The organism is Pseudomonas sp. S1_G07, from assembly GCF_054668565.1.
Map to the genome: position 1 here is coordinate 1,572,114 of NZ_CP162778.1, position 25,279 is coordinate 1,597,392.

A 25,279-nucleotide genomic window follows, 5' to 3' on the forward strand; every position below is an offset into this window, starting at 1 on the left:
CTCAGCAGTCCAGTGGGTTGCGTTTTTCCGGGTTGATCCCGAACTTGACGATGGCGTCAGCCACCACCTTGGGTTCGATCTCACCACGGTCAGCCAAGGCTTCCAGGGCTGCCAACACCACGAAGTGACGGTCGACTTCGAAGAAGTGACGCAGCTTCTTACGGCTGTCACTGCGGCCGAAACCGTCGGTGCCCAGGACTTTGAATTCCTTGGACGGGACCCACTGGCGAATTTGTTCAGCAAACAGTTTCATGTAGTCGGTAGAGGCAATGACAGGGCCTTTACGGCCGCTGAGGCACTCTTCGACGTAGCTGCGCGCAGGCTTCTGGCCAGGGTGCAGGCGGTTGCTGCGCTCTACGGCCAGGCCGTCGCGACGCAGTTCGTTGAAGCTGGTCACGCTCCACACGTCGGCGCCGACGTTGAACTCGTCACGCAGGATCTTCGCCGCTTCACGCACTTCACGCAGGATGGTGCCGGAGCCCATCAGCTGGACGTGGTGTGCCGCTTCCTTGGTGTCTTCCTCGAGCAGGTACATGCCCTTGATGATGCCTTCTTCCACGCCAGCCGGCATCGCTGGCTGCTGGTAGGACTCGTTCATCACGGTGATGTAGTAGAAAACGTCCTGCTGCTCTTCGGTCATCTTCCTCATGCCGTCCTGGATGATCACCGCCAGCTCGTAGCCGTAGGTTGGATCAAAGGTGCGGCAGTTCGGGATGGTGGCAGCCAGGATGTGGCTGTGGCCGTCTTCGTGTTGCAGGCCTTCGCCGTTCAGCGTGGTGCGGCCGGCGGTGCCGCCGATCAGGAAGCCACGGGTACGGCTGTCGCCTGCTGCCCAGGCCAGGTCGCCGATCCGCTGGAAGCCGAACATCGAGTAGAAGATGTAGAACGGCAGCATCGGCTGGTTGTGGCTGGAGTACGAAGTACCGGCAGCGATGAAGGAGCTCATGGCGCCCGCTTCGTTGATGCCTTCTTCGAGGATCTGGCCCTTCTTGTCTTCCTTGTAGAACATCACCTGGTCTTTATCGACTGGCTCGTAGAGCTGGCCGACGGAGGAGTAGATGCCCAACTGACGGAACATGCCTTCCATACCGAAGGTACGGGCTTCGTCCGGGATGATCGGCACGATGCGTGAACCGATTTCCTTGTCCTTGACCAACTGCGCGAGGATCCGCACGAAGGCCATGGTGGTGGAAATTTCACGGTCGCCCGAACCGTCCAGGATGGCCTTGAGGGTATCGAGTGGCGGCGTCGGGATGTTGAAGCTCTTGGCGCGACGCTGCGGCACGAAACCGCCCAGCGCAGTGCGGCGCTCGCTCAGGTAGCGGGCTTCGGCGCTGTTTGGCTCGGGCTTGAAGAACGGCAGGTTCTCCAGCTCTTCGTCCTTGACCGGGATGTCGAAGCGGTCGCGGAACAGCTTCAGGCTGTCGACGTCGACTTTCTTGGTGTTGTGCGCGGTGTTCTTCGCTTCGCCGGCACCGGTGCCATAACCCTTGATGGTCTTGGCCAGGATGACGGTCGGTTGCTCTTTGTGGTTGACCGCTTCGTGGTACGCCGCGTAGACCTTGTACGGGTCGTGGCCGCCACGGTTGAGCTTCCAGATCTCGTCGTCGGACAGGTCTGCAACCATCGCCTTGAGTTCCGGCGTGTTGAAGAAATGTTCACGCACGAACGCGCCGTCTTTGGCTTTGTAGTTCTGGTACTCGCCGTCGATAACTGCGTCCATGCGGCGTTGCAGGATGCCGTCGACGTCCTTGGCCAGCAGTGGGTCCCAGAAACGGCCCCAGATGACTTTGGTCACGTTCCACTGGGCACCGCGGAACACGCCTTCGAGTTCCTGGATGATCTTGCCGTTGCCGCGCACCGGGCCGTCGAGGCGCTGCAGGTTGCAGTTGATGACGAAGATCAGGTTGTCCAGCTTCTCGCGGCCGGCCAGGGAGATGGCGCCCAGGGATTCGGGCTCGTCGCACTCGCCGTCGCCCAGGAAACACCAGACTTTCTGCTTGCCTTCCGGGATGAAGCCACGGGCTTCCAGGTACTTCATGAAACGGGCCTGGTAGATCGCCTGGATCGGGCCAAGGCCCATGGAAACGGTCGGGAACTGCCAGAAATCAGGCATCAGCCAAGGGTGCGGGTAGGACGACAGGCCCTGACCGTCGACTTCCTGGCGGAAGTTGTTCATTTGTTCTTCGCTGATGCGACCTTCCATGAACGCGCGGGCGTAGACGCCTGGCGAGGTGTGGCCCTGGAAGTAGATCAGGTCGCCGCCGTGTTCGTCGGTCGGGGCCTGGAAGAAGTAGTTGAAGCCGATGTCATACAGGGTCGCGCTGGAAGCGAAGCTGGAGATGTGACCGCCCAGGTCCGAATCTTTCAAGTTCGTGCGCATTACCATCGCCATGGCGTTCCAACGTACCAGCGAGCGAATGCGGCGTTCCATGAACAGGTCGCCAGGCATGCGTGCTTCGTGGGTTACGGGGATGGTGTTGCGGTATGGCGTGGTGATGGCGTAGGGCAGTTGCGAGCCGCTGCGGGTCGCGAGTTCGCCCATACGGGTCATCAGGTAGTGAGCACGGTCTTCGCCTTCTTTGTCGAGAACCGATTCCAGGGCGTCCAGCCATTCCTGGGTTTCGACGGGATCGAGGTCTTGCATGGCTTGCTCCAGGGCGGAAAGGCTACCAGAATCGGTTGCCTGAAGTTTGCGACTGGCCTTGTGGGCAGACGACATAAATTCTTGGATGGCCGAAGGTTGCTTCGGCGTCCTGTAGTTTTACTACAAATCGTCGGCCATTTCAGCCTTTCGAATGTATATACGAGTAGTAAAACTACACAAGACTGAGCGGATTACTCAGTCTGATTGGTGAGCATAATCGGTATTGTTGATCTTTTGCGAACAAGAAAAGGTATAAATTCAATGTTGCCTGCCAAAAACTATAAATTTTCAGCTATTTATAACCTTTGTTCGACAGTCCGTCACCGCGCGTGGTTCCTGCGTTTACAACCACAAGCCCCTGGCGCGCCGATCAAGGATAGACCATGAGCCTTCCAACGCTGGCCGAACTGCCGGCTGTCCTCCTGGCAATCGCCCAACGTGCCGAGCAGTCATTTCGTGACGCGGTGGCCGCGCTGGACGACGATCATGGCCTTTCTGCGTGGACGCCGCAACGCTGGGCCGACTTCGCCCGTGTCTGTGCCGCCAGTGATTTCGTCATTGAACAGAGTGTTCGTGACCCTTTGATGTTGCTCGAGCTGGCCGCCTGGGGTGAGCTGGACCGTGGTTTTGCACCGGGCGAGCTGTGCGGCCAGATCGCCGGCGCCGTGCAACAGGCTGAAACAGAAGATGAACTTGGCCGGGTCTTGCGTCGCCAGCGTACGCGCCAGCAGGTGCGGATCATCTGGCGTGACCTGACCCGCCAGGCCGATCTGGTGCAAACCTGTCGCGACCTTTCCGACATGGCTGACGCCAGCATCGACCAGGCCTACCAATGGCTGTACCAGCGCCACTGCGTGCAGTTCGGCACGCCCACCGGGCGGCGCAGCGGCGAGCCGCAGCACATGGTGATCCTCGGCATGGGCAAGCTCGGCGCCGTGGAACTGAACCTCTCCTCCGATATCGACCTGATCTTCGCCTACCCCGAGGGTGGCGAGACGGTGGGGGTGAAACGTGCGCTGGATAACCAGGAATTTTTCATTCGCCTTGGTCAAAAACTGATCAAGGCCCTGGACCCAATGACGGTCGACGGCTTTGTGTTTCGCGTGGATATGCGCCTGCGTCCTTACGGCTCGGCCGGTGCGTTGGTGCTCAGCTTCAACGCGCTGGAGCAGTACTACCAGGACCAGGGGCGAGACTGGGAGCGCTACGCGATGATCAAGGCGCGCGTGGTCGCAGGCGACCAGGTGGCCGGCGCGCAACTGTTGGAGATGCTGCGGCCCTTCGTGTACCGCCGTTACCTGGACTTCTCCGCCATCGAAGCGTTGCGCACCATGAAGCAGTTGATCCAGCAGGAAGTGCGGCGCAAAGGCATGGCCGACAATATCAAGCTGGGCTCGGGCGGCATCCGCGAGGTGGAATTCATCGCCCAGGCGTTCCAGTTGATCCACGGTGGCCGCGACCTCAGCCTTCAACAGCGCCCGCTGCTCAAGGTGCTCGGCACCCTGGAAGGCCAGGGCTACCTGCCGCCGGCGGTGATCGCCGAGCTGCGCAATGGTTATGAGTTCCTGCGTTACACCGAGCATGCGATCCAGGCGATTGCCGATCGCCAGACGCAAATGCTGCCGGACGGCCCGCAAGACCAGGCGCGCATTGCCTTTATGCTGGGCTTTGCCGACTGGGCTGCGTTTCATGAGCGCCTGATGTACTGGCGTGGCCGGGTGGACTGGCACTTCCGCCAGGTAATTGCCGACCCCGACGAAGAAGAGGGCACGGAAAGCGAGTTGGTTGTGGGGGGCGAATGGCTGCCGTTGTGGGAAGAGTCCCAGGATGAAGACGCCGCCTGCCGTCAATTGGCCGAAGGCGGTTTCACCGATGCACCCAAGGCCCTCAAGGCCCTGGCCGGCCTGCGCGGCAGCCCGCAGTTGCGCGCCATGCAGCGCCTCGGCCGTGAGCGGCTGGACGCGTTTATCCCCCGCCTGCTGGCCCAGGCCGTGGAGCATGCCAACCCCGACCTGGTGCTGGAGCGTGTGTTGCCGCTGGTCGAGGCCGTCGCGCGGCGTTCCGCTTACCTGGTATTGCTCACGGAAAACCCCGACGCCCTGCGCCGCTTGTTGACCTTGTGTGCCGCCAGCCCCTGGATCGCCGAGCAGATCACGCGCTTTCCGTTGCTGCTCGACGAGTTGCTCAACGAAGGCCGGCTGTTCAAGCCGCCATTGGCGCCGGAACTGGCCGCCGAATTGCGCGAGCGCCTTACGCGCATCCCCGAAGACGACCTTGAACAGCAAATGGAGGCCCTGCGTCACTTCAAGCTGGCTCACCGCCTGCGCGTGGCGGCCTCGGAAATCGCTGGCAGCCTGCCGCTGATGAAAGTCAGCGACTACCTGACCTGGCTCGCCGAAGCCATCCTCGAGCAAGTGCTGGCCCTGGCCTGGCGCCAGACGGTCGCCCGTCACGGCGCGCCGCAACGCCTGGACGGCACCCTGTGCAATCCCGGGTTCATCATTGTCGGTTATGGCAAAGTCGGCGGCATCGAACTGGGGCATGGTTCGGACCTGGACCTGGTGTTTATCCACGATGGCGACCCGCAGGCCGAAACCGATGGCGCCAAGCCGATCGATGGTGCGCAGTTCTTTACGCGCCTGGGGCAGCGCATCATTCACCTGCTGACCACCCAGACCAACTCCGGCCAGTTATACGAAGTGGATATGCGCCTGCGACCTTCCGGCGCCTCCGGCCTGCTGGTGAGTTCCCTCGGCGCGTTTGACCGCTATCAAGAAAATGAAGCCTGGACCTGGGAACATCAGGCTCTGATTCGCGCGCGTGTGCTGGTGGGCAGCCAGGACGTGGGGCGTGCGTTCGAGCAGGTGCGGGCTAAAGTGCTGGGGCGTGAACGCGACCTGGTGAAGCTGCGCCAGGAGGTCAGCGAGATGCGCGCCAAGATGCGTGACAACCTGGGCACCAAGGCCACGGCGGCCGGCACCGCGGCCAATGCCTTCGAAGCCTCGGCGGCGTTCGACCTCAAGCAGGATGCCGGAGGTATCGTCGATATTGAATTTATGGTGCAATACGCGGCTTTGGCGTGGTCGGCGCAGCATCCATCGTTGCTGCGCTATACCGACAATATCCGCATTCTGGAGGGTTTGGAGCAGGTGGGGTTGATGCCCGCCGCCGATGCCCATCTGCTGCGCGAGGTGTATAAGGCCTATCGTTCCGCCGCGCATCGCCAGGCCTTGCAAAACGAGGCCGGTACGGTGGCTGGGGATCAGTTTGCCGAGGAACGGCGCCAGGTGATGCGAATCTGGCGGGAGCTGGGGTTGAGCTGAAACACTATTAGGGCGGGGAGGCATAAGCCTCCCCGCATCGTTTGTGGAAACTACATGAATATTCTGATCGTTGGGCCCAGTTGGGTCGGTGACATGGTGATGGCACAGACACTGTTCCAGTGCCTGCGCCAGCGCCACCCAGATTGCCAGATCGACGTGCTCGCCCCCGAGTGGAGCCGGCCGATTCTTGAGCGCATGCCCGAAGTGCGCAAGGCCTTGAGTTTTCCGCTCGGCCATGGCGCTCTGGAACTGGCTACGCGCCGTCGCATCGGTAAATCCCTGGCCGGCCAGTACGACCAGGCGATCCTGCTGCCCAACTCGCTGAAGTCGGCGCTGGTGCCGTATTTTGCCGGTATCCCCAAGCGTACCGGCTGGCGCGGCGAGTTTCGCTACGTGCTGCTCAACGATGTGCGCACGCTGGACAAAGCGCGCTACCCGCTGATGATCGAGCGCTTCATGGCCCTGGCCTACGCGCCGGGTGCCGAGTTGCCCAAGCCGTACCCGCGCCCGAGCCTGCAGATCGACCCGGTGACCCGCGACGCGGCGCTGGTCAAGTTCGGCCTGGCGTTGGATCGCCCGGTATTGGCGCTGTGCCCGGGCGCCGAGTTCGGCGAATCCAAGCGCTGGCCGTCGGAGCACTACGCCAAAGTCGCCGAGATGAAGATCCGCGAAGGTTGGCAGGTGTGGTTGTTCGGTTCGAAAAATGACCATTCGGTGGGTGAAGACATCCGCCAGCGTCTGATTCCCGGGTTGCGCGAAGAGGCAGTGAACCTCAGTGGCGACACCTCGCTGGCCGAGGCCATCGACCTGCTGTCCTGCGCTGACGCGGTGGTGTCCAACGACTCCGGCCTGATGCATGTGGCGGCGGCGCTGGACCGCCCGCTGGTGGCGGTGTACGGTTCCACCTCGCCGGGCTTCACCCCGCCGCTGGCCGACAAGGTCGAAGTGGTGCGCCTGGGCCTGGATTGCAGCCCGTGCTTTGAGCGCACCTGCCGTTTCGGCCATTACAACTGCCTGCGCCAGTTGCTGCCGCAGCCGGTGACCGACGCCTTGCAGCGGTTGCAGGGCGACGTGGTCGAGGTTCACTGAGTTGCGGGTTCTGGTAATCAAGACCTCATCCCTGGGCGACGTGATCCATGCGTTGCCGGCACTCACCGACGCGGCGCGGGCGATCCCTGGCATTCAATTCGACTGGGTGGTGGAAGAAGGCTTTGCCGAAATTCCCACCTGGCACCCGGCGGTGGACAAGGTCATTGCGGTGGCGATTCGTCGCTGGCGCAAAAACCTCTGGCAGACCCTCAAGAGCGGTGAGTGGCGGCGCTTCAAACAGCAAATCCAGTCGACCCGATACGACCTGGTGATCGACGCCCAGGGCCTGCTCAAAAGCGCCTGGCTGACCCGCTACGTGCGTGCGCCGGTGGCGGGGTTTGACAAAAACTCCGCTCGCGAGCCGCTTGCCGCGCGCTTCTACTCACGACGCTTGGCGGTGGCCCGTGGGCAACATGCGGTGGAGCGTCTGCGCCAGTTGTTCGCCGTGGCGCTGGGTTATGACTTGCCCAAAGGCCTGGGCGACTATGGCCTGAGCACTGACAAGCTGCTCGGTCTGCCGCCGAAAAAACCCTTTGTACTGCTGCTGCACGGCACCACCTGGGACACCAAGCATTGGCCCGAAGCCTATTGGCGTGAGCTGGCCGAACGCATGGGCCGCCTGGGTGTGGACGTCAAGTTGCCGTGGGGCAACGCCGCCGAAAAAGCCCGTGCCGAACGCCTGGCCCACGGCCTGAACAATGCCGAAGTGCTGCCCAAGCTCAACCTGGCCGGTGTGGCTCGCGTGTTGGCCGGCGCCCGTGCCTGCGTAGCGGTGGACACCGGCCTGGGTCACCTGGCCGCCGCGCTGGATGTGCCGACCATTTCCCTGTTCGGCCCGACCAACCCCGGCCTGACCGGCGCCTACGGCAAGGGCCAGATTCACCTGGCCAGCGACTGGTCGTGCGCGCCGTGCCTGCAAAAGCACTGTACCTATCAACCGACGGCCGACGACCTGCGTCGGTTCGACATCACGCGCGAGTCGCCCCTGTGCTTCACGCGCCTGAACCCTGAGCGTGTGGCCAGCCGACTGAGCACGTTGTTATTGGCTGAGGAGCTGCACTGATGCAACTGGCTTTTGTTTTGTACAAATACTTCCCCTTCGGTGGCCTGCAGCGCGACTTCATGCGCATCGCCCTGGAGTGCCAGCGGCGCGGCCACCAGATTCGTGTCTATACGCTGATCTGGGAAGGCGACATCCCGCCCGGTTTCGAAGTGCTGGTGGCCCCGGTCAAGGCGTTCTTCAACCATCGGCGCAACGAGAAGCTCAGCGCCTGGATGGAAGCCGACCTGGCCAAGCGCCCGGTGGATCGCCTGATCGGTTTCAACAAAATGCCTGGCCTGGACGTGTACTACGCCGCCGACGGTTGCTTTGAAGACAAGGCGCAAAACCTGCGCCATTCGCTGTACCGCAGTTTTGGCCGCTATCGCCACTTTGCCGAATACGAGCGCGCGGTGTTCGCCAAGGACGCCAGGACTGAAGTGCTGATGATTTCCGAAGTGCAGCAGCCGCTGTTCATCAAGCATTACGACACCCCGCTTGAGCGTTTCCACCTGCTGCCGCCGGGTATCGCCCAGGATCGCCGCGCACCGCCGAATGCGGCCCAGATCCGCCAAGGGTTCCGCAAGGAATTCAACCTGGCGGACGACGACCTGCTGCTGGTGCAAATCGGCTCGGGCTTCAAGACCAAGGGCGTCGATCGCAGCCTCAAGGCCGTGGCCGCGTTGCCGGCAGAGCTGAAAAAACGCACGCGCCTGTTTGTAATCGGCCAGGACGACCCCAAAGTATTCCAATTGCAAAGCGCTACTCTGGGCCTGGGCGACAACGTGCAGTTCCTCAAGGGGCGCAGCGATATCCCGCGTTTCCTGTTGGGCGCCGATCTGTTGATCCACCCGGCGTACAACGAAAACACCGGCACCGTGTTGCTCGAAGCGCTGGTGGCCGGCTTGCCGGTGCTGGTCTCGGCCGTGTGTGGCTACGCCCACTACATCGCCGAAGCCGACAGCGGCCTGGTGCTGGACGAGCCGTTTGAGCAAGCGCAATTGAACGGGTACCTGGCGCGGATGTTGAGTGATTCCACACAGCGCGCGGCCTGGAGCCGCAATGGGTTGGCCTTCGCCGAGACGGCCGACCTCTACAGCATGCCGCAGCACGCTGCGGATGTGATTCTGGCGGAGCCAAAACCATGAAGTTGATGCTTGCCGAACCGTTCAAGACCCTCTGGGCCGGGCGTGATGCGTTCGCCGCCGTCGAGGCGCTGGAAGGTGAGGTGTACCGTGAACTGGAAGCGCGTCGCACCTTGCGTACCGAGGTGGATGGCCGTGGCTATTTCGTGAAGATCCACCGCGGCATCGGCTGGGGCGAGATCGTCAAGAACCTGGTCACCGCCAAGCTGCCGGTGCTGGGCGCGGGTCAGGAGTGGCTGGCGATCCAGCGCTTGCAGGCACTGGGTGTCCCGACCATGACGGCGGTGGCCTACGGCGAGCGCGGCAGCAACCCGGCGGACCAGCACTCATTCATCATCACCGAGGAACTGGCGCCTACCGTCAGCCTGGAAGATTTCAGCATCGATTGGCTCAAGCAAGCGCCCGAGCCGCGCCTCAAGCGCGCCTTGATCGCTGAAGTGGCGCGCATGACCGGCATGATGCATCGCGGCGGGGTCAACCACCGTGACTGTTACATCTGCCACTTCCTGCTGCACACCGACACGCCGGTGAGCGCCGACAACTTCAAACTCTCGGTGATTGACCTGCACCGTGCCCAGACCCGCGACAAGATCAGCCTGCGCTGGCGCAACAAGGACCTGGCCGCGCTGTATTTCTCGGCGCTGGACATCGGCCTGACCCACCGCGACAAGCTGCGTTTCCTCAAGGGGTACTTCCAGCAGCCGCTGCGCCAGATCCTTGCCGAAGAGGCTGCGTTACTGCAGTGGCTGCAAGGCAAGGCCGACAAGCTTTACGCGCGCAAACAGCGATACGGGGATGCGCTCTGATGGCGGGTTGGAACCTGGAACCCGCTTACACCGCCCTGGCGGATGATTTTGGTAGCCTCGAGGCGGTGTTCGCCCTGCAAGGCGAGCGCCTGACCCGTGACCCGTTGTCCGAAGTGATCCGCGTGGAGCGTGGCGGGGTCCATTACTACGTCAAGCGCTACGTCGGCGCCGGCAAGGGCCTGCGTCGTTACCTGGGTAAGCCTCGGGTCAAGTCCGAATGGCAGAACCTCAAGCGCTTCGCCAAGTGGGGCATTCCTACCGCCGATGTGGTGGCCTGGGGTCTGGAACGCAAGGGCCTGGCCTATGACCGTGGCGCGATGATCACTCGCGAGTTGCCCAAGACAGAAGACCTCTCGGTCCTGGCCGAGCGTAACGACCCGCGCCTGCGCGACCCCAAGTGGGTCAGCGTGGTCAGCCGCCAGCTCGCCGAATACACCCGCACCATGCACGAACATCGTTTTACCCATAACGACTTGAAGTGGCGCAACCTGCTGGTCGACGACCAGTCGACCCTGTACCTGATCGACTGCCCCAACGGCGATTTCTGGCGTGGCTTCTGGCTCAAGTACCGCATCACCAAAGACTTGGCCTGCCTGGACAAGGTGGCCAAGTATCACTTGTCGGCCACCCAGCGCCTGCGTTTCTACATGCAGTATCGTGAACGCCGGCACCTGACCGCATCGGACAAGCAGCGTATTCGCCACGTGGTGAAGTTTTTCGAGGGACGTGAATGAGTGATTTCCTGGCGGCTGAAGACCGCGCCCTGCTGGAGCGCCACGGCCTCGCAACATTCGACGCGCTGTGGGCCAAGGAGTTGGACGCGGTGGACGAGCCGAACACCAGCCGTGGCGGCTGGAGCAGCGTGTTTCGCCTGGAGCTTGACGGCTACGGCTATTACCTCAAGCGCCAGAGCAACTACCTCACGCGCAGCCTGCGCCGGCCGTTGGGCGAGCCGAGTTTCTCGCGCGAATTTCGCAATATCAGCCGTTACCGCGCACTGGGCATCCCCGCCTTGCAGGCGGCGTTCTACGGTGAGCGCAAGGTCGCCGGCGAACACCGCGCGATGTTGCTGACCCGCGCCCTGGACGGCTGGAACGACCTGGATTCATTGCTGGAGCAGTGGCCGCACTTGAGCGACACCGAGCATCGCGCGATCCTGCTGGCCTGCGGCCAACTGGCGCGGCAGTTGCACAGCGTGGGCCAGGTCCATGGCTGTTTTTACCCCAAGCATATTTTCCTGCAGGCCAGCGGTGGGGGTTGTTCCGCGCAGTTGATCGACCTGGAGAAAACCCGCCCGCTGCTGTTCGGTTGGCGTGATCGGGTCAAGGACCTGGAGCCGTTATTGCGTCGTGCGCCGCAATGGTCGGATGCGCAGGTGCGCCAGCTGCTGGCGGCCTACCTCGATCAACCGCAAGACAGCGCGCTGGTCGCCACCTGGCTGCAACGCCTGACGATGCGGCGCAGCCTCAAGGAGAACCGCTGATGCGTCTGTCCGAGCTGAAAAACGCCGGTCGTGCACCGGACCTGCCGCTGACCCTCGAGCTGGCGGATGCCGCCGGTCCCGGTCAGTTGCAGCTGCTGAGCCTGTTGCGCGTATTGCCGGGCGAGCGTTACGTGGGTGCGGCGGTCTGGCGCGGGCGTCCGGTGCTGGCCAAGTTATTGGTGGGCGGCAAGGCGGCGCGGCATTTCCAGCGTGAACTGAGCGGCGTGCGCCTGCTAGCCGAACAAGGCCTGACCACGCCATTGCTGCTCGCCGATGGGTTGCAGGAAGGCGAGGGCGGCTGGCTGTTGTTCGAGTTTCTGGAGGGCGCCGAAAGCCTGGGCGATGCCTGGCAGGCCGTTGAAGGTGCGCCGCCATTGGCAGACGAACAAACCGCCGTGCTGGCCGAAGCGCTGGGTGCGATTGCGCAGATGCACACTCGCGGTTTGTGGCAGGAAGACCTGCATCTGGACAACCTGTTGCGTCATGGTGGCAAGCTGTACTTGATCGACGGCGCCGGCATTCGTGTCGAAGAGGCCGGTAAGCCGCTGTCGCGCAACCGCGTGCTGGAAAACCTCGGGGTGTTTTTCGCCCAGTTGCCGAAAAACCTCGAGCCGTTTACCGAAGAGCTGCTGGTGTACTACCTGCTCGGCAACGGCGAACACGCCTTGCCCTTGCAAGCCTTGGAAAAACAGGTACGCAAGGTCAGCGCCTGGCGCTTGAAGGACTTTTTGAACAAGGTTGGCCGCGAATGCACACTGTTCAGCGTGGTGCGCGGCGCCTTTGCCCTGCGCGCGATTCGGCGTGAAGAAGAGCGCGCCATGCTGCCGGTGCTGGAACAGGCCGACGCGTTGCTCGACCAGGGCCACCTGTACAAGACCGGCGGCGCCGCCAGTGTCGCCAAGGTCGAAGTCGGCGGTCGCCCGTTGGTGATCAAACGCTACAACATCAAGGGCTTCGCCCATTGGCTCAAACGCTTCTGGCGCCCGAGCCGTGCCTGGCATTCGTGGCGCGAAGGCAACCGCCTGGCGTTCCTCGGCATCGCCACGCCCAAACCGCTGGCCGTGCTGGAAAAACGCTTTTGCTGGCTGCGCGGCCGGGCTTACCTGATCACCGAATACCTGCCGGGCCCGGATATCATCGAGCGCTTCGCACCCTACGTCGAGCACGGTGACGCGCCGGAAAACGAACTGCTGGCGCTGGACCACCTGTTCGCCGAGCTGATCCGCGAGCGCATCAGCCATGGCGATCTCAAAGGCCATAACCTGTTCTGGCACGAAGACCGCTGGGCGCTGATCGACCTCGATGCGATGTGCCAACACAGCTCCGCTGCCAGTTTCGCCGCGGCGTTCGTCAAGGATCGGGCGCGATTCATGCGTAACTGGCCTCGGGAGAGTGCGCTGTATCAGTTGATTGATCAGCGGTTACCCACGCAGACTGGCGTCGAGGGTTGAAGTGCGTGTGCCAGCGATGTTGCCATGCAGCGCGGCATTGAGCTTCGCGGCCCTTTGTCGCTAACTGCTTTTCAGCGCTTTTACGCTATAATCCCGCCCTTTAGCTGTTTCTCGCCCAGGCGGGAAGCACATTTTTTTCAGGCGCGACCCGCCTGCATGCAGACTAAAAGAGGCTAGACCCCAGTGGCATTGACGATTCTTGGCCTGTCCGGCGCCCTTAGCCATGATCCTTCCGCAGCCCTGTATATCGACGGCAAGCTGATCGCGGCCGCCGAAGAAGAGCGCTTCGTACGCGACAAACATGCAAAGAACCGCATGCCCTACGAATCGGCGAAGTTCTGCCTGGAACAGGCTGGCATCAAGCCTTCCGACGTGGACGTGGTGGCGATTCCGTTCGCCCCGATCAGCCTGTTCGGCGAGGCGCGCTGGCACTACGCCAAGCGTTACTGGTACGCCCCGGACCGCGCGCTCGACGCGATCCTGATGGGCAACCGTCGCTACAAACGCTACCGCAACAAGATCGTCTGGTGCCTGGAACAATTGGGCTTCGATCCGAAGAAAATCAAGATCGAACCGGTTGAACACCACCTGGCCCACGCCTCCAGTGCCTACCACTGTTCGGGCTTCCAGGAGAAAACCGCGATCCTCGGTATCGACGGTAAAGGTGAGTACGCCACCACCTTCTTCGGCTACGGCGAAAACGGCAAGATCCACAAGATCAAGGAATTCTACGACCCGGACTCCCTCGGCGGCCTGTATGGCGCGATCACCGAGTTCCTCGGGTTCGAGATGCTCGACGGCGAGTTCAAGGTCATGGGCATGGCGCCGTACGGCGATGCCAGCAAATACGATTTCTCGCGCCTGGCCTCCTTTGAGAATGGCGAGTTGGTGATCAACACCGACTACGCCAACGTCATCGGCCTGCGTCGCTACAAAGAGAAAGGCAAGGGTTTCTACTTCTCGCCGAAACTGATCGAGTGGCTGGGCCCCAAGCGCGAAGGCGATATCGCCGACGAGCCTTACATCCACTACGCCGCCAGCATGCAGGCGCTGTTCGAGAAGCTGGCGCTGCAGATGATCGACCACTACCTGGGCGACATCCTCAAGGACACCGGCAAGCTGGCCTTCGCCGGCGGCTGTGCACTGAACGTCAAGCTGAACCAGAAGATCATTGCCCGCCCCGACGTGAAGGAGCTGTTCGTGCAGCCGGCGTCCGGCGATGCCGGCACCGCCGTCGGCGCGGCCGCTTATGTGTCCCACGCCCGTGGTGTGCCGGTGGAGAAGATGGAACACGTCTACCTCGGCCCGTCCTACAGCAACGAAGACGTGATCGCTGCGTGCGCCAAGCACGAGAGCAAGCCGAACTGGCGCAAGATCGAAAACACGCCTGAGCGCATCGCCAAAATCATGGTCGACGGCAACCCGGTGGCCTGGTTCCAGGGCCGCATGGAGTTTGGCCCGCGTGCCTTGGGCGGACGTTCGATCATCGGTTGCCCGAGCGCGACTGGCGTGGCTGACCGCATCAACCATCAGATCAAGTTCCGCGAGCGCTGGAGGCCTTTCTGCCCGTCGATGCTCGACACCGTGGCCCCGCAGATGATCAAGGTCGATCACCCGGCGCCGTTCATGACCTTCACCTTTGAAGTGTCGGAAGAATGGAAGACCCGCGTGCCGGAAGTGGTCCATGAAGACGGCACCTCGCGCGCCCAGGTGCTCAAGCGCGAATACAACCCGCGCTACTACGACATGATGAAAGAGCTGGAAGTACTGACCGGCAACGGCGTGTCGCTGAATACCTCGCTCAACCGCCGTGGCGAAGCGATGATCTGCTCGCCGACCGACGCGCTGAACATGTTCTTCGGCTCCGACCTGCAATACCTGATCATGGAAGACATCCTGGTCGTCAAGGACGGCGTGGACCCATATGACGCGCTCGGCTGACCGCCACGTCCTGCAGTTCTGCCACGGCTATGACGGGCCGTTCCTCGATTGCGCGCGGCAGTATGCCAGCTTGTTCGCAGGCACAGGCTACAAGGTGACCACGGTGTTTCTCACCGGGGCCGCCGACCCGTACGTGGCCGCTGGTTGCGCGTCCGATGAAGTGCTGTTCATGGAGTTCAGCTCCAAGGCCATTCGTGGCCTGAAGCTGGGCGCCATCCGTGAACTGCGCAAAATTGCTGCGTCGCGCAACTTCAGTTTCTGCATTGCGCACCGCTTCAAGCCGATCTACATCGCCTTGCTCGGCACGCGGCTGCCGGTGATCGGTGTGCATCACGCCTTTGGTGATTATCAGCGCGGCAGTCGCAGGCTGTTTGCCGGGATGTTCCGCCAGCGCCTGAGTTTGCTGGGGGTGTCCGATGCGGTGCGTGACGACATGCGCCGCTGCCTGCCTGCCTGGCCCGCGTCACGTATCCAGACCTTGTATAACCGCATTGATGTCGATGCCCAGCAGGCCACCCAGGTGCCTGTGCATGAGGCGCGCGATGCCCTGGGGCTGTCGCCGGATGCGTGGGTGGTCGGTAATGTCGGCCGCCTGCACCCGGATAAGGATCAGGCCACGCTGCTCAAGGGGTTCGCCCTGGCGTTACCGCATTTGCCGGCTGAAAGCTGCCTGGCAATCCTCGGCAGCGGGCGCCTGGAGCAGGACCTCAAGGCGCAGGCGCGGGCGCTGGGGATCGCCGACAACGTGCTGTTCCTCGGTCAAGTACCGGATGCGCGCCGGTATTTTCGGGCGTTCGATGTGTTTGCCCTGAGCTCGGACCGCGAACCCTTCGGCATGGTACTGCTGGAGGCCATGGCGGCGGGTGTGCCGATGCTGGCCACCTCCTGTGGCGGCGCGCGGGAAGTGGTCGAAGGCGTCGGTATCCTGTTTCCCTTCGGCGATGCCGAACACCTGGCCCAGGGCTTGCGGCACCTGGCGGCGATGGATCAGCCGCAACGACGCCAGTGTGCCGAGATGATGCTGGAGCGCCTGCGCGAGCAGTTCTCGGATCAGGCGGTACGCGATACCTTCTGGCAACTGCCGCACGTTCTTGAATTGACCGCGGGGGCTTGATGCTCAATCGATTCCAAGGCTGGCGGGAACGGGGCTGGTCCGTCGTTGACGCACCCGTCTACAGCGACGCCTGGCAACGTTTTGGCGGCAGCGTCGCCACCCATCCGCAGGTGATCGAACGCCTGGCCGGGCTGGCCGACATCCCGGTGCGTTACCTGGCCTGGGAGCAAGGCGGTGAATTGCAGGCCTGCATCGCCACCTGGGGCCGCGACCTGGCATTGTCCAAGGATGTACTCAAGCAGCGCGGCAAGAAGGGCCTGTTCGACTTGGGTAACGCCGAGTTGATCCTGCCCGCCGCTCCTGACGCCCAGGCGCCCTTGCGGCACCGCGCACGCTACCTGTCGACTCTGAATGAAGGCCGTTTCAGCGGCCTCAAACCCCAGTCCGAGCAGTTGGCCATGGCGCGCACGCCGGAAGAACTGTCGAAGAAGTTCCGCTACAACCAGCGCCGCGAACTGCGCTTGCTGGAAGAGGCCGGTGGCGTTGCGCGCCCGGTGAGCGAGTTTTCCAGCGCTGAACTGGCGGCGATCTACTGCGATCTGTTTCTGCGACGTTGGGGGTTTGTCGCCACGGGCGCCGAGCGCATGGCCGAGGTGATCGGGTTGTTGCGCGAGTGGCTGATCGGTTCGGTGATTTTTCTCAATGATGCGCCTATTGCTGTCCAACTGGTGTATCGGGTCGAGTCGCCCGAGTGGATCAGCGTGGAATATGTCAATGGTGGCGTCGACCCTGAAACCCGTGCGTTCAGCCCAGGCAGTGTGTTGAGTTTTCTGAATACTCAAAGTGCCTGGGAACAGGCGCGCGAGGTCGGCAAACCGCTGCGCTTTTCCTTCGGGCGTGCCGACCGTGAATATAAGGACCGCTGGTGCAACCCTGTGCCGGTGCTGACCGTATGAGCCGCAAACAGCAATTGCTCAAGCGCCATCGGCGCAATAAACGGGTCGGTTTACTCATTGGTATCCTGCTGCTGGTGGTGGTCGGCATCTGGGTCGCCTGGTGGTTGCCCCTTGTCCTCGGCGTGCTGGCGTGGGTCGCCCATGAAGCGTGGTTTGCCGACCATCTGTTTTATGCCCCCAACGAAGACTATCAATACCGTTTTTCGGCAGACGCCGAGCTGGCTGGCGCGCGCCTGGAAGGTGGGCGGCTGTTGGTGGATCAACCCCCTGGCGCGGAGGCGACCCTGGTATTGGCAATCGAGGTCAAGAGCGGCTGGTTGGGGCGGTTTCTTGATCCCCGTGTTGAAATTTCAGGGGCAGGCAGCCTGGATTCGCAGACGTTCGAGCGCGGTGTGAAAGGCGTGCGTTATCTCAACCTCAGTGGTTTGGCGCCCGCCCTGGCGGCGGGCGAACTGCGTTTGCGCGGGCGCTTTTGCACCTTGCAGGGCGCGCCAAGGTTGTGGGCGTGGGCGACGCCGGATTACACCGCGCAGCGCGTGATGGTGATCGCACCCCATGCCGACGATGCCGAACTGGCCGCTTTCGGCCTGTACAGCCAGGCAGAAGAACCGTGGATCGTAACCCTCACCGCCGGGGAGATCGAAGCCGAGCATTACCAGCAGATGGGCCTGGATCCGGTTGAAGCCTCGCGAATCAAGGGGCGCCTGCGTGCCTGGGACAGCATTGCCGTGCCATTGTGGGCCGGGGTGCCGCAGGCACAGTGCGTACAGTTGGGTTATTTCTGCCTGCAACTGCCGGCGATGCGCGCAACACCGGATCAGCCTGTGGCCTCACGCGAGGCAGACCTGAGCGATATTCGCCTGTTTCGCCAATTCAACCCCTTCGCCCTGCCCGCCGATCATGACGGCCTGCCGACCTGGAATAATCTGCTGGCCGATTTGCGCCACCTGCTGTTGACCGCGCGGCCGGAAGTGATCGTGTTGCCACACCCGCTGCTCGATCCGCACCCGGATCACCTGTGCGCGCAGCAAGCCGTGATGGAAGCGTTGCAGGGGCTGGAGTGGCAGCCGACCACGGTGCTGGGCTACGCCAATCACTTGCATGACAACGACCGCTGGCCGATGGGGGATGCTGGTAATGGTGTCTCTTTGCCACCGCTCTTCGACTGCGTGTACACTTTGAGGCCTTATTGCTTGCCGTTATCCAAGGGCCGCCAACGTGACAAGGCCATGTCGCTCGGCATGATGCATGACCTGCAACCCAGGATGCCGTTTAAGCGACGTACGCGGCGTTTCATACAACGCCTTCTGGCTGGAAGAGCCGTCTCGCCATGGGGAGAGAATGAGTTTTTCCGCAAGGCCATCCGACGGCACGAGCTCTTTTGGTTCATCAAGCCTGAGTAAGGTTGCGCACCGTAGCCAGGCGCGGAGCGCGCCCGTAAAAATGACAGTGAGTCCCTTATGATCAATCAATGCCCGCGCATCCTTTTCCTGATTCCTTACTTTGGCTCCTGGCCATTCTGGATGCCGTTTTTTCTCGAGAGCTGCCGACGCAATGCCGATATCGACTGGCTGTTGTTCAGCGACTGCCCGATACCGGGCAACGTTCCAGGCAACGTCAAAATCGAAAGCATCACGTTTGCCGATTACTGCGCGCTGGTTTCACAGCGGCTGGGTATCAACTTTGCCCCGCAGGCGGCTTACAAATTATGTGACATCAAGCCAGCGCTGGGGCATATCCATGCCGATCGGCTCGAGGGCTATGATTTTTGGGCGTTTGGCGACCTGGACTTGATCTACGGCAATCTGCGCAAGTATTTCACGGCGGAGCGGCTGGCGGGCTATGACTTGTTCTCGACCCATGAGCGACGAGTCGCCGGTCATTTGTGCCTGATGCGTAATACCGCCAGAAAGCGGCAGGTGTTCATGCGGATCAAGGATTGGCAAGCGCGCTTCACCGATCAGGCACATCATGCGTTGGATGAGGGCGCGTTCAGTCGGATTTTCCTGTGGCGCAAGAACTTCCCGAAGCCGTTGTTTGAGCTGGTGGGTAAGTTCAACCCCTGGCGCCGGCGCAGTGAATTCGTCGAGGCATTCAGTACGCCGGGTGGCGTGATCAAATGGCATGACGGCAGTGATCGCTTCCCCCATCAATGGTTCTGGAATAACGGTAGATTGACCAACGACAGGGATGGCGACCGGGAATTTCCGTATTTCCATTTTGTCTGTTGGAAACGAAATCAGTGGCCATTGCTGCCGCAGCCAGGCACTGAGTATGTCGAGGCGCTGGCTGCAGAGTCGGCCTGGGTTGTCGATGCCACGGGTTTCCATCGAGGAGAGTTATGAGCCGGCGTTTCAAGGTCCTGCAATTGCAGCCTGACTACAATGTTAAATCCCATGACTTTGCCGATCTGGCCGAACAGATCGTCAAGGCATTGCCTGCAGACCGCTATGAAGTTACCGCTGCGTTTCTGCGTGGCCGGCCAAAGGCTGGCGGGCCGGTCAGTCGTGCGGCCTCGTCCGTCTACTTTGAGTTTTCTGACAAGTCGCTCAAGGGGCTGCGGCTGCGCGCCATGTGGCGGTTGTACCAGTTCTGTCGCAAGAACAAGTTTGACGTTGTGGTGTGCAACCGCTTCAAGCCGGTCAATATGATGTTGCAACTGAACCGTTGGTTGAAGATTCCACTGTGTATCGGTATCTCCCACGGTTTTGGTGAGTATGAGCGTCTATACCGACGCAAGCAGGCGCAGCGCTGGATTGACGAACATTGGCGTTTTGTCGGCGTGTCGCCGGCGGTCAAGCAGTACCTGCTGGATTGCCAGTGCGGGTTTACCGAACAAAATACCTACGCCATTACCAATGCCATCGACATCGAGCAGGCCGAAGCGTTGCAGCACCCGCGTGAACGCGCGCGCGAGTTGCTGGGCATCGACCCCTCGGTTCGTTTGATCGGCGCATTGGGGCGGTTGGTTCCCGTCAAAGGTCATACCTATCTGTTGCAGGCGTTTGCGGCACTTAAAGACAACTACCCTATGGCACAGCTCGCCATCATTGGTGCGGGGCGGGAGGAGTCCAACCTGGCTGCTGAAATCCACAGCCTCGGCCTGGATGGACGTGTGCACTTGCTGGGGTTCAAGGAGAATGCCCTGCAATATGTTCGAGCCTTCGATATCTGGGCGATGCCTTCGTTGGCAGAAGGCCTGGGGCTGGCTTTGCTGGAGGGTATGAGCGGCCGCTTGCCAGTAATTGCCTCAAGCGTGCCGGCGATGCTTCCATTGATTGAAGGCGCGGGTGGTTTGGCGGTGCAGCCGGCCAATGTCCCCGAACTGACCCAGGCGCTGGACACCTATTTGGCGCTCTCCGATGAGGCGCTCGCGCAGAAAGGTGAGCAGGCTTACCAGTATCTTCAGGCGCAACATGACATTGAGGTGTTCCGTCAGAAGTACCTGGAACTGATCGACTCACAATTGGCTCACGTACTCAGGAACAATGTATGAATCAGAGCCAGCCTTTGGTCACGGTAATCATCGCGTCTTATAACCATGCTCCCTATATTGAGCAAAGTATCCTCAGTGTGTTGGAACAGACGTATCCCAATATCGAGTTGCTGGTGATTGACGATGGATCGACGGATGACAGTGTCGAGCGCATTCGCCGATTGCAAGAGCGCTACACGTTCGACTTTCGGGTCCAGCAGAACCAGGGCCTGACCAATACGCTCAATGGCGCTATTGCACGGTCTCAAGGGCCGCTGATTGTGCCGTTCGGCTCCGATGACATCATGTTGCCGGAGCGCATTGCCACGCAGGTTGCCTATATGGATGGCAAGCCGGAGGTCGGTATCTGCGCAGGTAATATCGAGCTGATCGACGCCCAGGGCGAGCTGTATCCTGAAAAACGCCAGCGTCGGGACGTGCCTTTTCGACGCCTGGACTTCGACGACATGTTCCTGGAGCGTAAGCCTTACCCGCCGGCGCCCACGCTTATGATCCGGCGCGAGGCGCTGGAAAAGGTCGGAGGGTTTGATCCTGAGATTCGCCTGGAAGACTTATTGATCGAGTTGAAGATCACCCGTGCGGGGTACTTCATCGACGGCTTGAACGTGCTTATGGCTCGTTACCGCAAGCACGCCACCAATTCGTACAAGAACCATCGATTCATGATCGACAATATTCTGCGTTCCTACGCGTTGTTCAGCGACCATCCGCAATACGACGAGGTGCGTTACAAGTTCCTCAGCTCCATGTTTCTTAAAACCTCCAACCGAAACCGCGCATTGGCGCGCGAGTTATTGGCGCAGATTCCGTTTCGGGCATGGAACAAGAAAACCTGGCGTGGCTTGGCGAGGCTGTATTTCTCACCGCTGGAAAAAGACTGATACGGCGCTGGTGCGCCCCGGTTCAGGGGCGCACCGGGCTCAGGTTTCAGGCCGCTGGTCGGGCGAGTGTCAGCACCTGTTCACGGAACTTCACCGTTGCCTGCGGCGATGCAACGGACGCATAGCCTTTGGCCAACTGTTCAAAGTGAGTCTCGAATAACCAGCTGCGGTCCTGCGAATAGCGTTGCATGTGCTTCAAGTTGCGCTGACGCAGCGTGTTACGCAGTGCCGACGGATAGATACGCATGTCGGCCACGTCGATCAGACCGAATTCCCCGCTTTCCAGGATCAACACATTGCCCAGGTGCAATGAGCGGAAGTAAACGCCGTGCTCGTGCAGGTGGGCGATGAATCGACCAAAGCGTTCGATCAGCGATTCGCGCAGGCTGCTGTCCAGGCTTTGCAGGGTCTGGCGCAGGGTCAGGCCGGGAAGTGGGCGATAGCGCACCGCGGTGCTGTTGTCGTGCAGGCTGTACAGATCAAGGATCGACGGTGTGGCAATACCGAGCTGCCGCAGCTGTTCACAGTGGCTGGCAAAGCGTTCCGAGTAGGGGTTGAACGTACCGGATGTATACCAGCGGCGGGCCCTGAACAGTTTCAGGAAGCTGCCATCTTCAAGACGCAGGACTTTCGGTCCAAGGCCGTCTTCCTCGATGATGTCAGCGCCGTTGGTCAGGGCTTCGAAGGCCTGCGACTTCGGCGTTTTCACCGGCATGCGCAGTACGCTGCGACGGCGTTGGGCGATGCTCAGGCCGGCGAGCAGTGCCAGTGGAATCCACAGCAGGAACCAGTGCTCCTTGGGCCGCGACAAGATGCCACCGCCTTCCGTCAAGCCGGCGCCGATGCCGTAGGCCAGCAGGGCGGAGGTCAGGATGAACAGTTTCTGTGCGCGCTCCTTGAAACCTTTGTAAAGCCCCCACCCAAGCATGAAGGCCCATGGGATGAAGCCGATGATGCCAACGTAATAAAGTACACCGAGGGCGAAGCTGTGAGGCTCGATCAGCTCGATACCGGCTACGCTCAAGGTCAGTCCGGAGTTGAAACTGTGGCCGATCAAGGGATGCTCGGCTATACGCTGGAGCGTCATACCCCACAAATCAAGGCGATATGAGCTGCCACGTTCGGTAATCGCTTCAGGATAAAACACGAGAAGCGCCGCGCCGCCCAACACCAGCGTGGCAATCAGCAGTATGGAACGGCGGTTGTGGCTGACAAAGGCGATCCAAACGGCTGCCAGCGTCAACGCAACCAGTGGCGTGCGAGAGCCGGTGGCCAGGACCGCGGCCGTCATGATCACCAGCGCGGGAGCGCTGAACCACAATACTCGCAGGCGCTGGGTGGTCACGCAGACATAGAGCCAATAGACGCAGAAAAACCCGAAGAGATGGGAGCTGAGCAGGGGGTTATCCAGCGCGCCACGGCCGCCGATCATGCGCATGCCCGGCTCAAAGCCTTTGACGAACGCCACCAGGTTGCATAGACACACCACCAGGGCGATCACTGCGGCACTGAAGAAAATCGGTTTGATCAGTTCGTTGCGGTAATGCAGCAGAAGCCCGCAACCGGCAAAGAGCATGAAGGTGTGCAGCGGTCGCTTGAACAGGTCAGAGTCGACGGTGGACTCCGGGCTCCAAAACAGCGTGATCAGCGCCCAGGCGCAGAACACCACGAAACCAACCACCAGGGGTTCACGTAGCAGGTTCTTGAGCTCTCGCGGCCGCAGGCATAGCAATAGCAAGGTTGGCGCGCTGAAAAAGCCGTAGTAGAACTTGTGCAGCACATTGCGATTGGTGACGAAGAACAGCGAACTCAAGAGCAACAACAAGCCAATGGGCAGAATCCATAGGACCAGGAAGTCGAAAACGCGATTTGAGCCATAGGTAAGGCGCTTGGAGTGCATACAAAAAGCCGTTCCAGAATAGATAAAGCCGACCATCATAAGGTGATGGCTATGTGATGTCACTGATTGGATCCAGTAGCGCCGAAGCGCCTACGGGGTGCAAGTACAACAGAGAAGCTGTGCTAAAGTCAGCCTCCTTTTTCAAAACGCCGCGTGATATGACCGACTCCAGTCCGAGCGCAAGCCCTTCGAGCTTGAAAATATACTTCCGCCTGCTCAGTTACGTTAAACCCTACGCGGGTTTGTTCATGTTGAGCATCGTCGGATTTCTGATTTTCGCGTCGACCCAGCCAATGCTGGGGTACATCCTCAAGTACTTCGTCGACGGCCTGTCCAACCCGGAAGCCGTGCTGTTCCCCAGCGTGCCGCTCCTGCGTGACCTGCAACTGCTGCAGGCTGTGCCGCTGCTGATCATCCTTATCGCGGCGTGGCAGGGCCTGGGGTCGTTCCTGGGCAACTACCTGCTGGCCAAGGTTTCCCTGGGCCTGGTCCACGACCTGCGGGTGCAATTGTTCAACAACCTGCTGACCCTGCCCAACCGGTATTTCGACAACCACAACTCCGGGCACCTGATTTCCCGTATCACCTTCAACGTGACGATGGTCACGGGGGCGGCGACCGATGCGATCAAGGTGGTGATCCGTGAAGGCATGACGGTGATCTTCCTGTTTGCCTCCCTGCTGTTCATGAACTGGCGCTTGACGCTGGTGATGATCGCCATCCTGCCGTTGATCGCGGTGATGGTCAGCACGGCCAGCAAGAAATTCCGCAAGCAAAGCAAGAAGATTCAGGTCGCCATGGGTGACGTGACCCACGTAGCGTCGGAAACCATTCAGGGTTATCGCGTGGTGCGCAGTTTCGGTGGCGAGGTGTACGAGGAGAAACGCTTCTTCAAGGCCAGCCAGAGCAACACCAACAAGCAACTGCGCATGACCCGCACCGGGGCGATCTACACCCCGGCATTGCAACTGGTGATCTACACCGCCATGGCGGTGCTGATGTTTCTGGTCCTGTACCTTCGCGGCGATGCGTCGGCCGGCGACATGGTGGCCTACATCACCTTGGCTGGCCTCTTGCCCAAGCCGATCCGCCAATTGTCGGAAGTCAGCTCGACCATCCAGAAAGGTGTGGCCGGCGCTGAAAGCATCTTCGAACAATTGGACGAAGAGAAGGAGGTCGACCGCGGCACCATCGAGCGCGACAAGGTCAGTGGTCGTCTGGAAGTGCGCAACCTCAACTTCACCTACCCAGGCACCGAGCGCCATGTGCTCAAGGACATCAGCTTCACCGCCGAGCCGGGGCAGATGATCGCCCTGGTGGGTCGTTCGGGCAGCGGCAAGTCGACCCTGGCCAGCCTGATCCCGCGCTTCTATCACCACGAAAGCGGCGAAATCCTGCTCGATGGCCTGGAGATCGAGGACTACAAGCTTCTCAACCTGCGCAAGCATATCGCCCAGGTCACCCAGCACGTGACCCTGTTCAGCGACACCGTGACCAACAACATCGCCTACGGCGACTTGGCCGGCGCGCCACGAGCCGACGTTGAAGCGGCGGCGGCGGATGCCAATGCCAAGGATTTCATCGACCAGTTGCCCAAGGGCTTCGACACCCAGGTCGGCGAAAACGGTGTGCTGCTGTCCGGTGGCCAACGCCAGCGCCTGGCGATTGCCCGGGCCTTGCTGAAGAACGCGCCGCTGCTGATTCTCGACGAGGCCACCTCGGCCCTCGACACCGAATCCGAGCGGCATATCCAGGCGGCGCTGGACAAGGTCATGCAGGGGCGCACCACCCTGGTGATTGCGCACCGTCTGTCCACCATCGAGAAGGCCGACCTGATCCTGGTGATGGACGACGGCCGGATCGTCGAACGCGGCACCCACGGCGAGCTGTTGGCGCAAAATGGCTACTATGCCCGCCTGCACGCCATGGGCCTGGATGCACCGGTTTCCGCCGACATCACCTGAACCCCTGTGTAAGTTGCCGCAGATCCATGCACTGCGGTCCTTCATCGGACCGCAGTGATACCAACGTCGGCGAGCCAGCGCCTACATTGCAAAACCCTCCCGCA

18 protein-coding genes are annotated in these 25,279 nt (G+C 61.2%); 16 read left to right on the forward strand and 2 right to left on the reverse strand.

Features of this window, described 5'->3' with window-relative positions; genetic code table 11:
- Window position 1: 1 nt before the first annotated feature.
- Window positions 2-2,647: a pyruvate dehydrogenase (acetyl-transferring), homodimeric type gene (gene aceE / locus AB4O05_RS07175; RefSeq protein ID WP_460131964.1), complete on the reverse strand. Its 2,646-nt coding sequence runs from the start codon at window positions 2,645-2,647 to the stop codon at window positions 2-4.
- Window positions 2,648-3,030: 383 nt separating this feature from the next.
- Here aceE and glnE point away from each other — a divergent pair, with 383 nt between their 5' ends.
- The 15 genes from glnE to AB4O05_RS07250 all read left to right on the forward strand — a co-directional run bounded on the left by glnE (window position 3,031) and on the right by AB4O05_RS07250 (window position 21,311).
- Complete coding sequence (gene glnE / locus AB4O05_RS07180; RefSeq protein WP_460131962.1) at window positions 3,031-5,970, forward strand: bifunctional [glutamate--ammonia ligase]-adenylyl-L-tyrosine phosphorylase/[glutamate--ammonia-ligase] adenylyltransferase; 2,940 nt, start codon at window positions 3,031-3,033, stop codon at window positions 5,968-5,970.
- 54 nt (window positions 5,971-6,024) lie between these two features.
- Complete coding sequence (gene waaF / locus AB4O05_RS07185) at window positions 6,025-7,059, forward strand: lipopolysaccharide heptosyltransferase II (protein ID WP_460131961.1); 1,035 nt, start codon at window positions 6,025-6,027, stop codon at window positions 7,057-7,059.
- Window position 7,060: 1 nt separating this feature from the next.
- A complete protein-coding gene (gene waaC, locus AB4O05_RS07190; RefSeq protein ID WP_460131960.1) occupies window positions 7,061-8,122 on the forward strand; it encodes a lipopolysaccharide heptosyltransferase I in 1,062 nt (353 codons plus the stop codon).
- Window positions 8,122-9,246, forward strand: a complete 1,125-nt coding sequence (locus AB4O05_RS07195) for a glycosyltransferase family 4 protein (protein WP_460131958.1) — start codon at window positions 8,122-8,124, stop codon at window positions 9,244-9,246. The genes waaC and AB4O05_RS07195 overlap by 1 nt, the downstream gene beginning before the upstream one ends.
- The gene (gene rfaP, locus AB4O05_RS07200) at window positions 9,243-10,049 is read left to right on the forward strand and encodes a lipopolysaccharide core heptose(I) kinase RfaP (protein ID WP_460131957.1); all 807 of its coding nucleotides are present in this window, start codon (window positions 9,243-9,245) and stop codon (window positions 10,047-10,049) included. Before AB4O05_RS07195 ends, rfaP begins: the two co-directional genes overlap by 4 nt.
- A complete protein-coding gene (locus tag AB4O05_RS07205; protein ID WP_460131955.1) occupies window positions 10,049-10,783 on the forward strand; it encodes a lipopolysaccharide kinase InaA family protein in 735 nt (244 codons plus the stop codon). The genes rfaP and AB4O05_RS07205 overlap by 1 nt, the downstream gene beginning before the upstream one ends.
- On the forward strand, window positions 10,780-11,532 hold the full coding sequence (locus tag AB4O05_RS07210) for a lipopolysaccharide kinase InaA family protein (RefSeq protein WP_460131953.1): 753 nt from the start codon (window positions 10,780-10,782) through the stop codon (window positions 11,530-11,532). Before AB4O05_RS07205 ends, AB4O05_RS07210 begins: the two co-directional genes overlap by 4 nt.
- Complete coding sequence (locus AB4O05_RS07215; protein ID WP_460131951.1) at window positions 11,532-12,983, forward strand: lipopolysaccharide kinase InaA family protein; 1,452 nt, start codon at window positions 11,532-11,534, stop codon at window positions 12,981-12,983. Before AB4O05_RS07210 ends, AB4O05_RS07215 begins: the two co-directional genes overlap by 1 nt.
- 183 nt (window positions 12,984-13,166) lie before the next feature.
- The gene (locus AB4O05_RS07220; protein WP_460131950.1) at window positions 13,167-14,924 is read left to right on the forward strand and encodes a carbamoyltransferase family protein; all 1,758 of its coding nucleotides are present in this window, start codon (window positions 13,167-13,169) and stop codon (window positions 14,922-14,924) included.
- Complete coding sequence (locus tag AB4O05_RS07225; RefSeq protein WP_460131947.1) at window positions 14,908-16,038, forward strand: glycosyltransferase; 1,131 nt, start codon at window positions 14,908-14,910, stop codon at window positions 16,036-16,038. The genes AB4O05_RS07220 and AB4O05_RS07225 overlap by 17 nt, the downstream gene beginning before the upstream one ends.
- Window positions 16,038-16,934, forward strand: coding sequence for an antimicrobial resistance protein Mig-14 (locus AB4O05_RS07230; RefSeq protein ID WP_460131945.1), 897 nt, complete (start codon window positions 16,038-16,040; stop codon window positions 16,932-16,934). The genes AB4O05_RS07225 and AB4O05_RS07230 overlap by 1 nt, the downstream gene beginning before the upstream one ends.
- Entirely contained in the window at window positions 16,931-18,337 is a 1,407-nt protein-coding gene (locus tag AB4O05_RS07235) for a PIG-L deacetylase family protein (RefSeq protein ID WP_460131944.1), read from the forward strand. Before AB4O05_RS07230 ends, AB4O05_RS07235 begins: the two co-directional genes overlap by 4 nt.
- 57 nt (window positions 18,338-18,394) lie before the next feature.
- Window positions 18,395-19,279, forward strand: coding sequence for a DUF6625 family protein (locus tag AB4O05_RS07240; RefSeq protein ID WP_460131943.1), 885 nt, complete (start codon window positions 18,395-18,397; stop codon window positions 19,277-19,279).
- Window positions 19,276-20,430, forward strand: coding sequence for a glycosyltransferase family 4 protein (locus tag AB4O05_RS07245; RefSeq protein WP_460131942.1), 1,155 nt, complete (start codon window positions 19,276-19,278; stop codon window positions 20,428-20,430). Before AB4O05_RS07240 ends, AB4O05_RS07245 begins: the two co-directional genes overlap by 4 nt.
- Window positions 20,427-21,311: a glycosyltransferase gene (locus AB4O05_RS07250; RefSeq protein WP_460131941.1), complete on the forward strand. Its 885-nt coding sequence runs from the start codon at window positions 20,427-20,429 to the stop codon at window positions 21,309-21,311. The genes AB4O05_RS07245 and AB4O05_RS07250 overlap by 4 nt, the downstream gene beginning before the upstream one ends.
- Window positions 21,312-21,357: 46 nt before the next feature.
- Here AB4O05_RS07250 and AB4O05_RS07255 read toward each other — a convergent pair whose 3' ends face one another.
- Window positions 21,358-23,211, reverse strand: coding sequence for an O-antigen ligase family protein (locus tag AB4O05_RS07255; RefSeq protein WP_460131940.1), 1,854 nt, complete (start codon window positions 23,209-23,211; stop codon window positions 21,358-21,360).
- A 158-nt stretch (window positions 23,212-23,369) separates the two neighbouring features.
- Here AB4O05_RS07255 and msbA point away from each other — a divergent pair, with 158 nt between their 5' ends.
- The gene (gene msbA / locus AB4O05_RS07260; RefSeq protein WP_460131939.1) at window positions 23,370-25,175 is read left to right on the forward strand and encodes a lipid A export permease/ATP-binding protein MsbA; all 1,806 of its coding nucleotides are present in this window, start codon (window positions 23,370-23,372) and stop codon (window positions 25,173-25,175) included.
- Window positions 25,176-25,279: the final 104 nt, after the last annotated feature.

Excerpts from the sequence above, each read along its gene's own strand:
- aceE (WP_460131964.1), bottom strand. The coding sequence starts at position 2,647 with ATGCAAGACCTCGATCCCGTCGAAACCCAGGAATGGCTGGACGCCCTG.
- glnE (WP_460131962.1), top strand. The coding sequence starts at position 3,031 with ATGAGCCTTCCAACGCTGGCCGAACTGCCGGCTGTCCTCCTGGCAATC.
- waaF (WP_460131961.1), top strand. The coding sequence starts at position 6,025 with ATGAATATTCTGATCGTTGGGCCCAGTTGGGTCGGTGACATGGTGATG.
- AB4O05_RS07195 (WP_460131958.1), top strand. The coding sequence starts at position 8,122 with ATGCAACTGGCTTTTGTTTTGTACAAATACTTCCCCTTCGGTGGCCTG.
- rfaP (WP_460131957.1), top strand. The coding sequence starts at position 9,243 with ATGAAGTTGATGCTTGCCGAACCGTTCAAGACCCTCTGGGCCGGGCGT.
- AB4O05_RS07205 (WP_460131955.1), top strand. The coding sequence starts at position 10,049 with ATGGCGGGTTGGAACCTGGAACCCGCTTACACCGCCCTGGCGGATGAT.
- AB4O05_RS07210 (WP_460131953.1), top strand. The coding sequence starts at position 10,780 with ATGAGTGATTTCCTGGCGGCTGAAGACCGCGCCCTGCTGGAGCGCCAC.
- AB4O05_RS07215 (WP_460131951.1), top strand. The coding sequence starts at position 11,532 with ATGCGTCTGTCCGAGCTGAAAAACGCCGGTCGTGCACCGGACCTGCCG.
- AB4O05_RS07225 (WP_460131947.1), top strand. The coding sequence starts at position 14,908 with ATGACGCGCTCGGCTGACCGCCACGTCCTGCAGTTCTGCCACGGCTAT.
- AB4O05_RS07230 (WP_460131945.1), top strand. The coding sequence starts at position 16,038 with ATGCTCAATCGATTCCAAGGCTGGCGGGAACGGGGCTGGTCCGTCGTT.
- AB4O05_RS07235 (WP_460131944.1), top strand. The coding sequence starts at position 16,931 with ATGAGCCGCAAACAGCAATTGCTCAAGCGCCATCGGCGCAATAAACGG.
- AB4O05_RS07240 (WP_460131943.1), top strand. The coding sequence starts at position 18,395 with ATGATCAATCAATGCCCGCGCATCCTTTTCCTGATTCCTTACTTTGGC.
- AB4O05_RS07245 (WP_460131942.1), top strand. The coding sequence starts at position 19,276 with ATGAGCCGGCGTTTCAAGGTCCTGCAATTGCAGCCTGACTACAATGTT.
- AB4O05_RS07250 (WP_460131941.1), top strand. The coding sequence starts at position 20,427 with ATGAATCAGAGCCAGCCTTTGGTCACGGTAATCATCGCGTCTTATAAC.
- AB4O05_RS07255 (WP_460131940.1), bottom strand. The coding sequence starts at position 23,211 with ATGCACTCCAAGCGCCTTACCTATGGCTCAAATCGCGTTTTCGACTTC.
- msbA (WP_460131939.1), top strand. The coding sequence starts at position 23,370 with ATGACCGACTCCAGTCCGAGCGCAAGCCCTTCGAGCTTGAAAATATAC.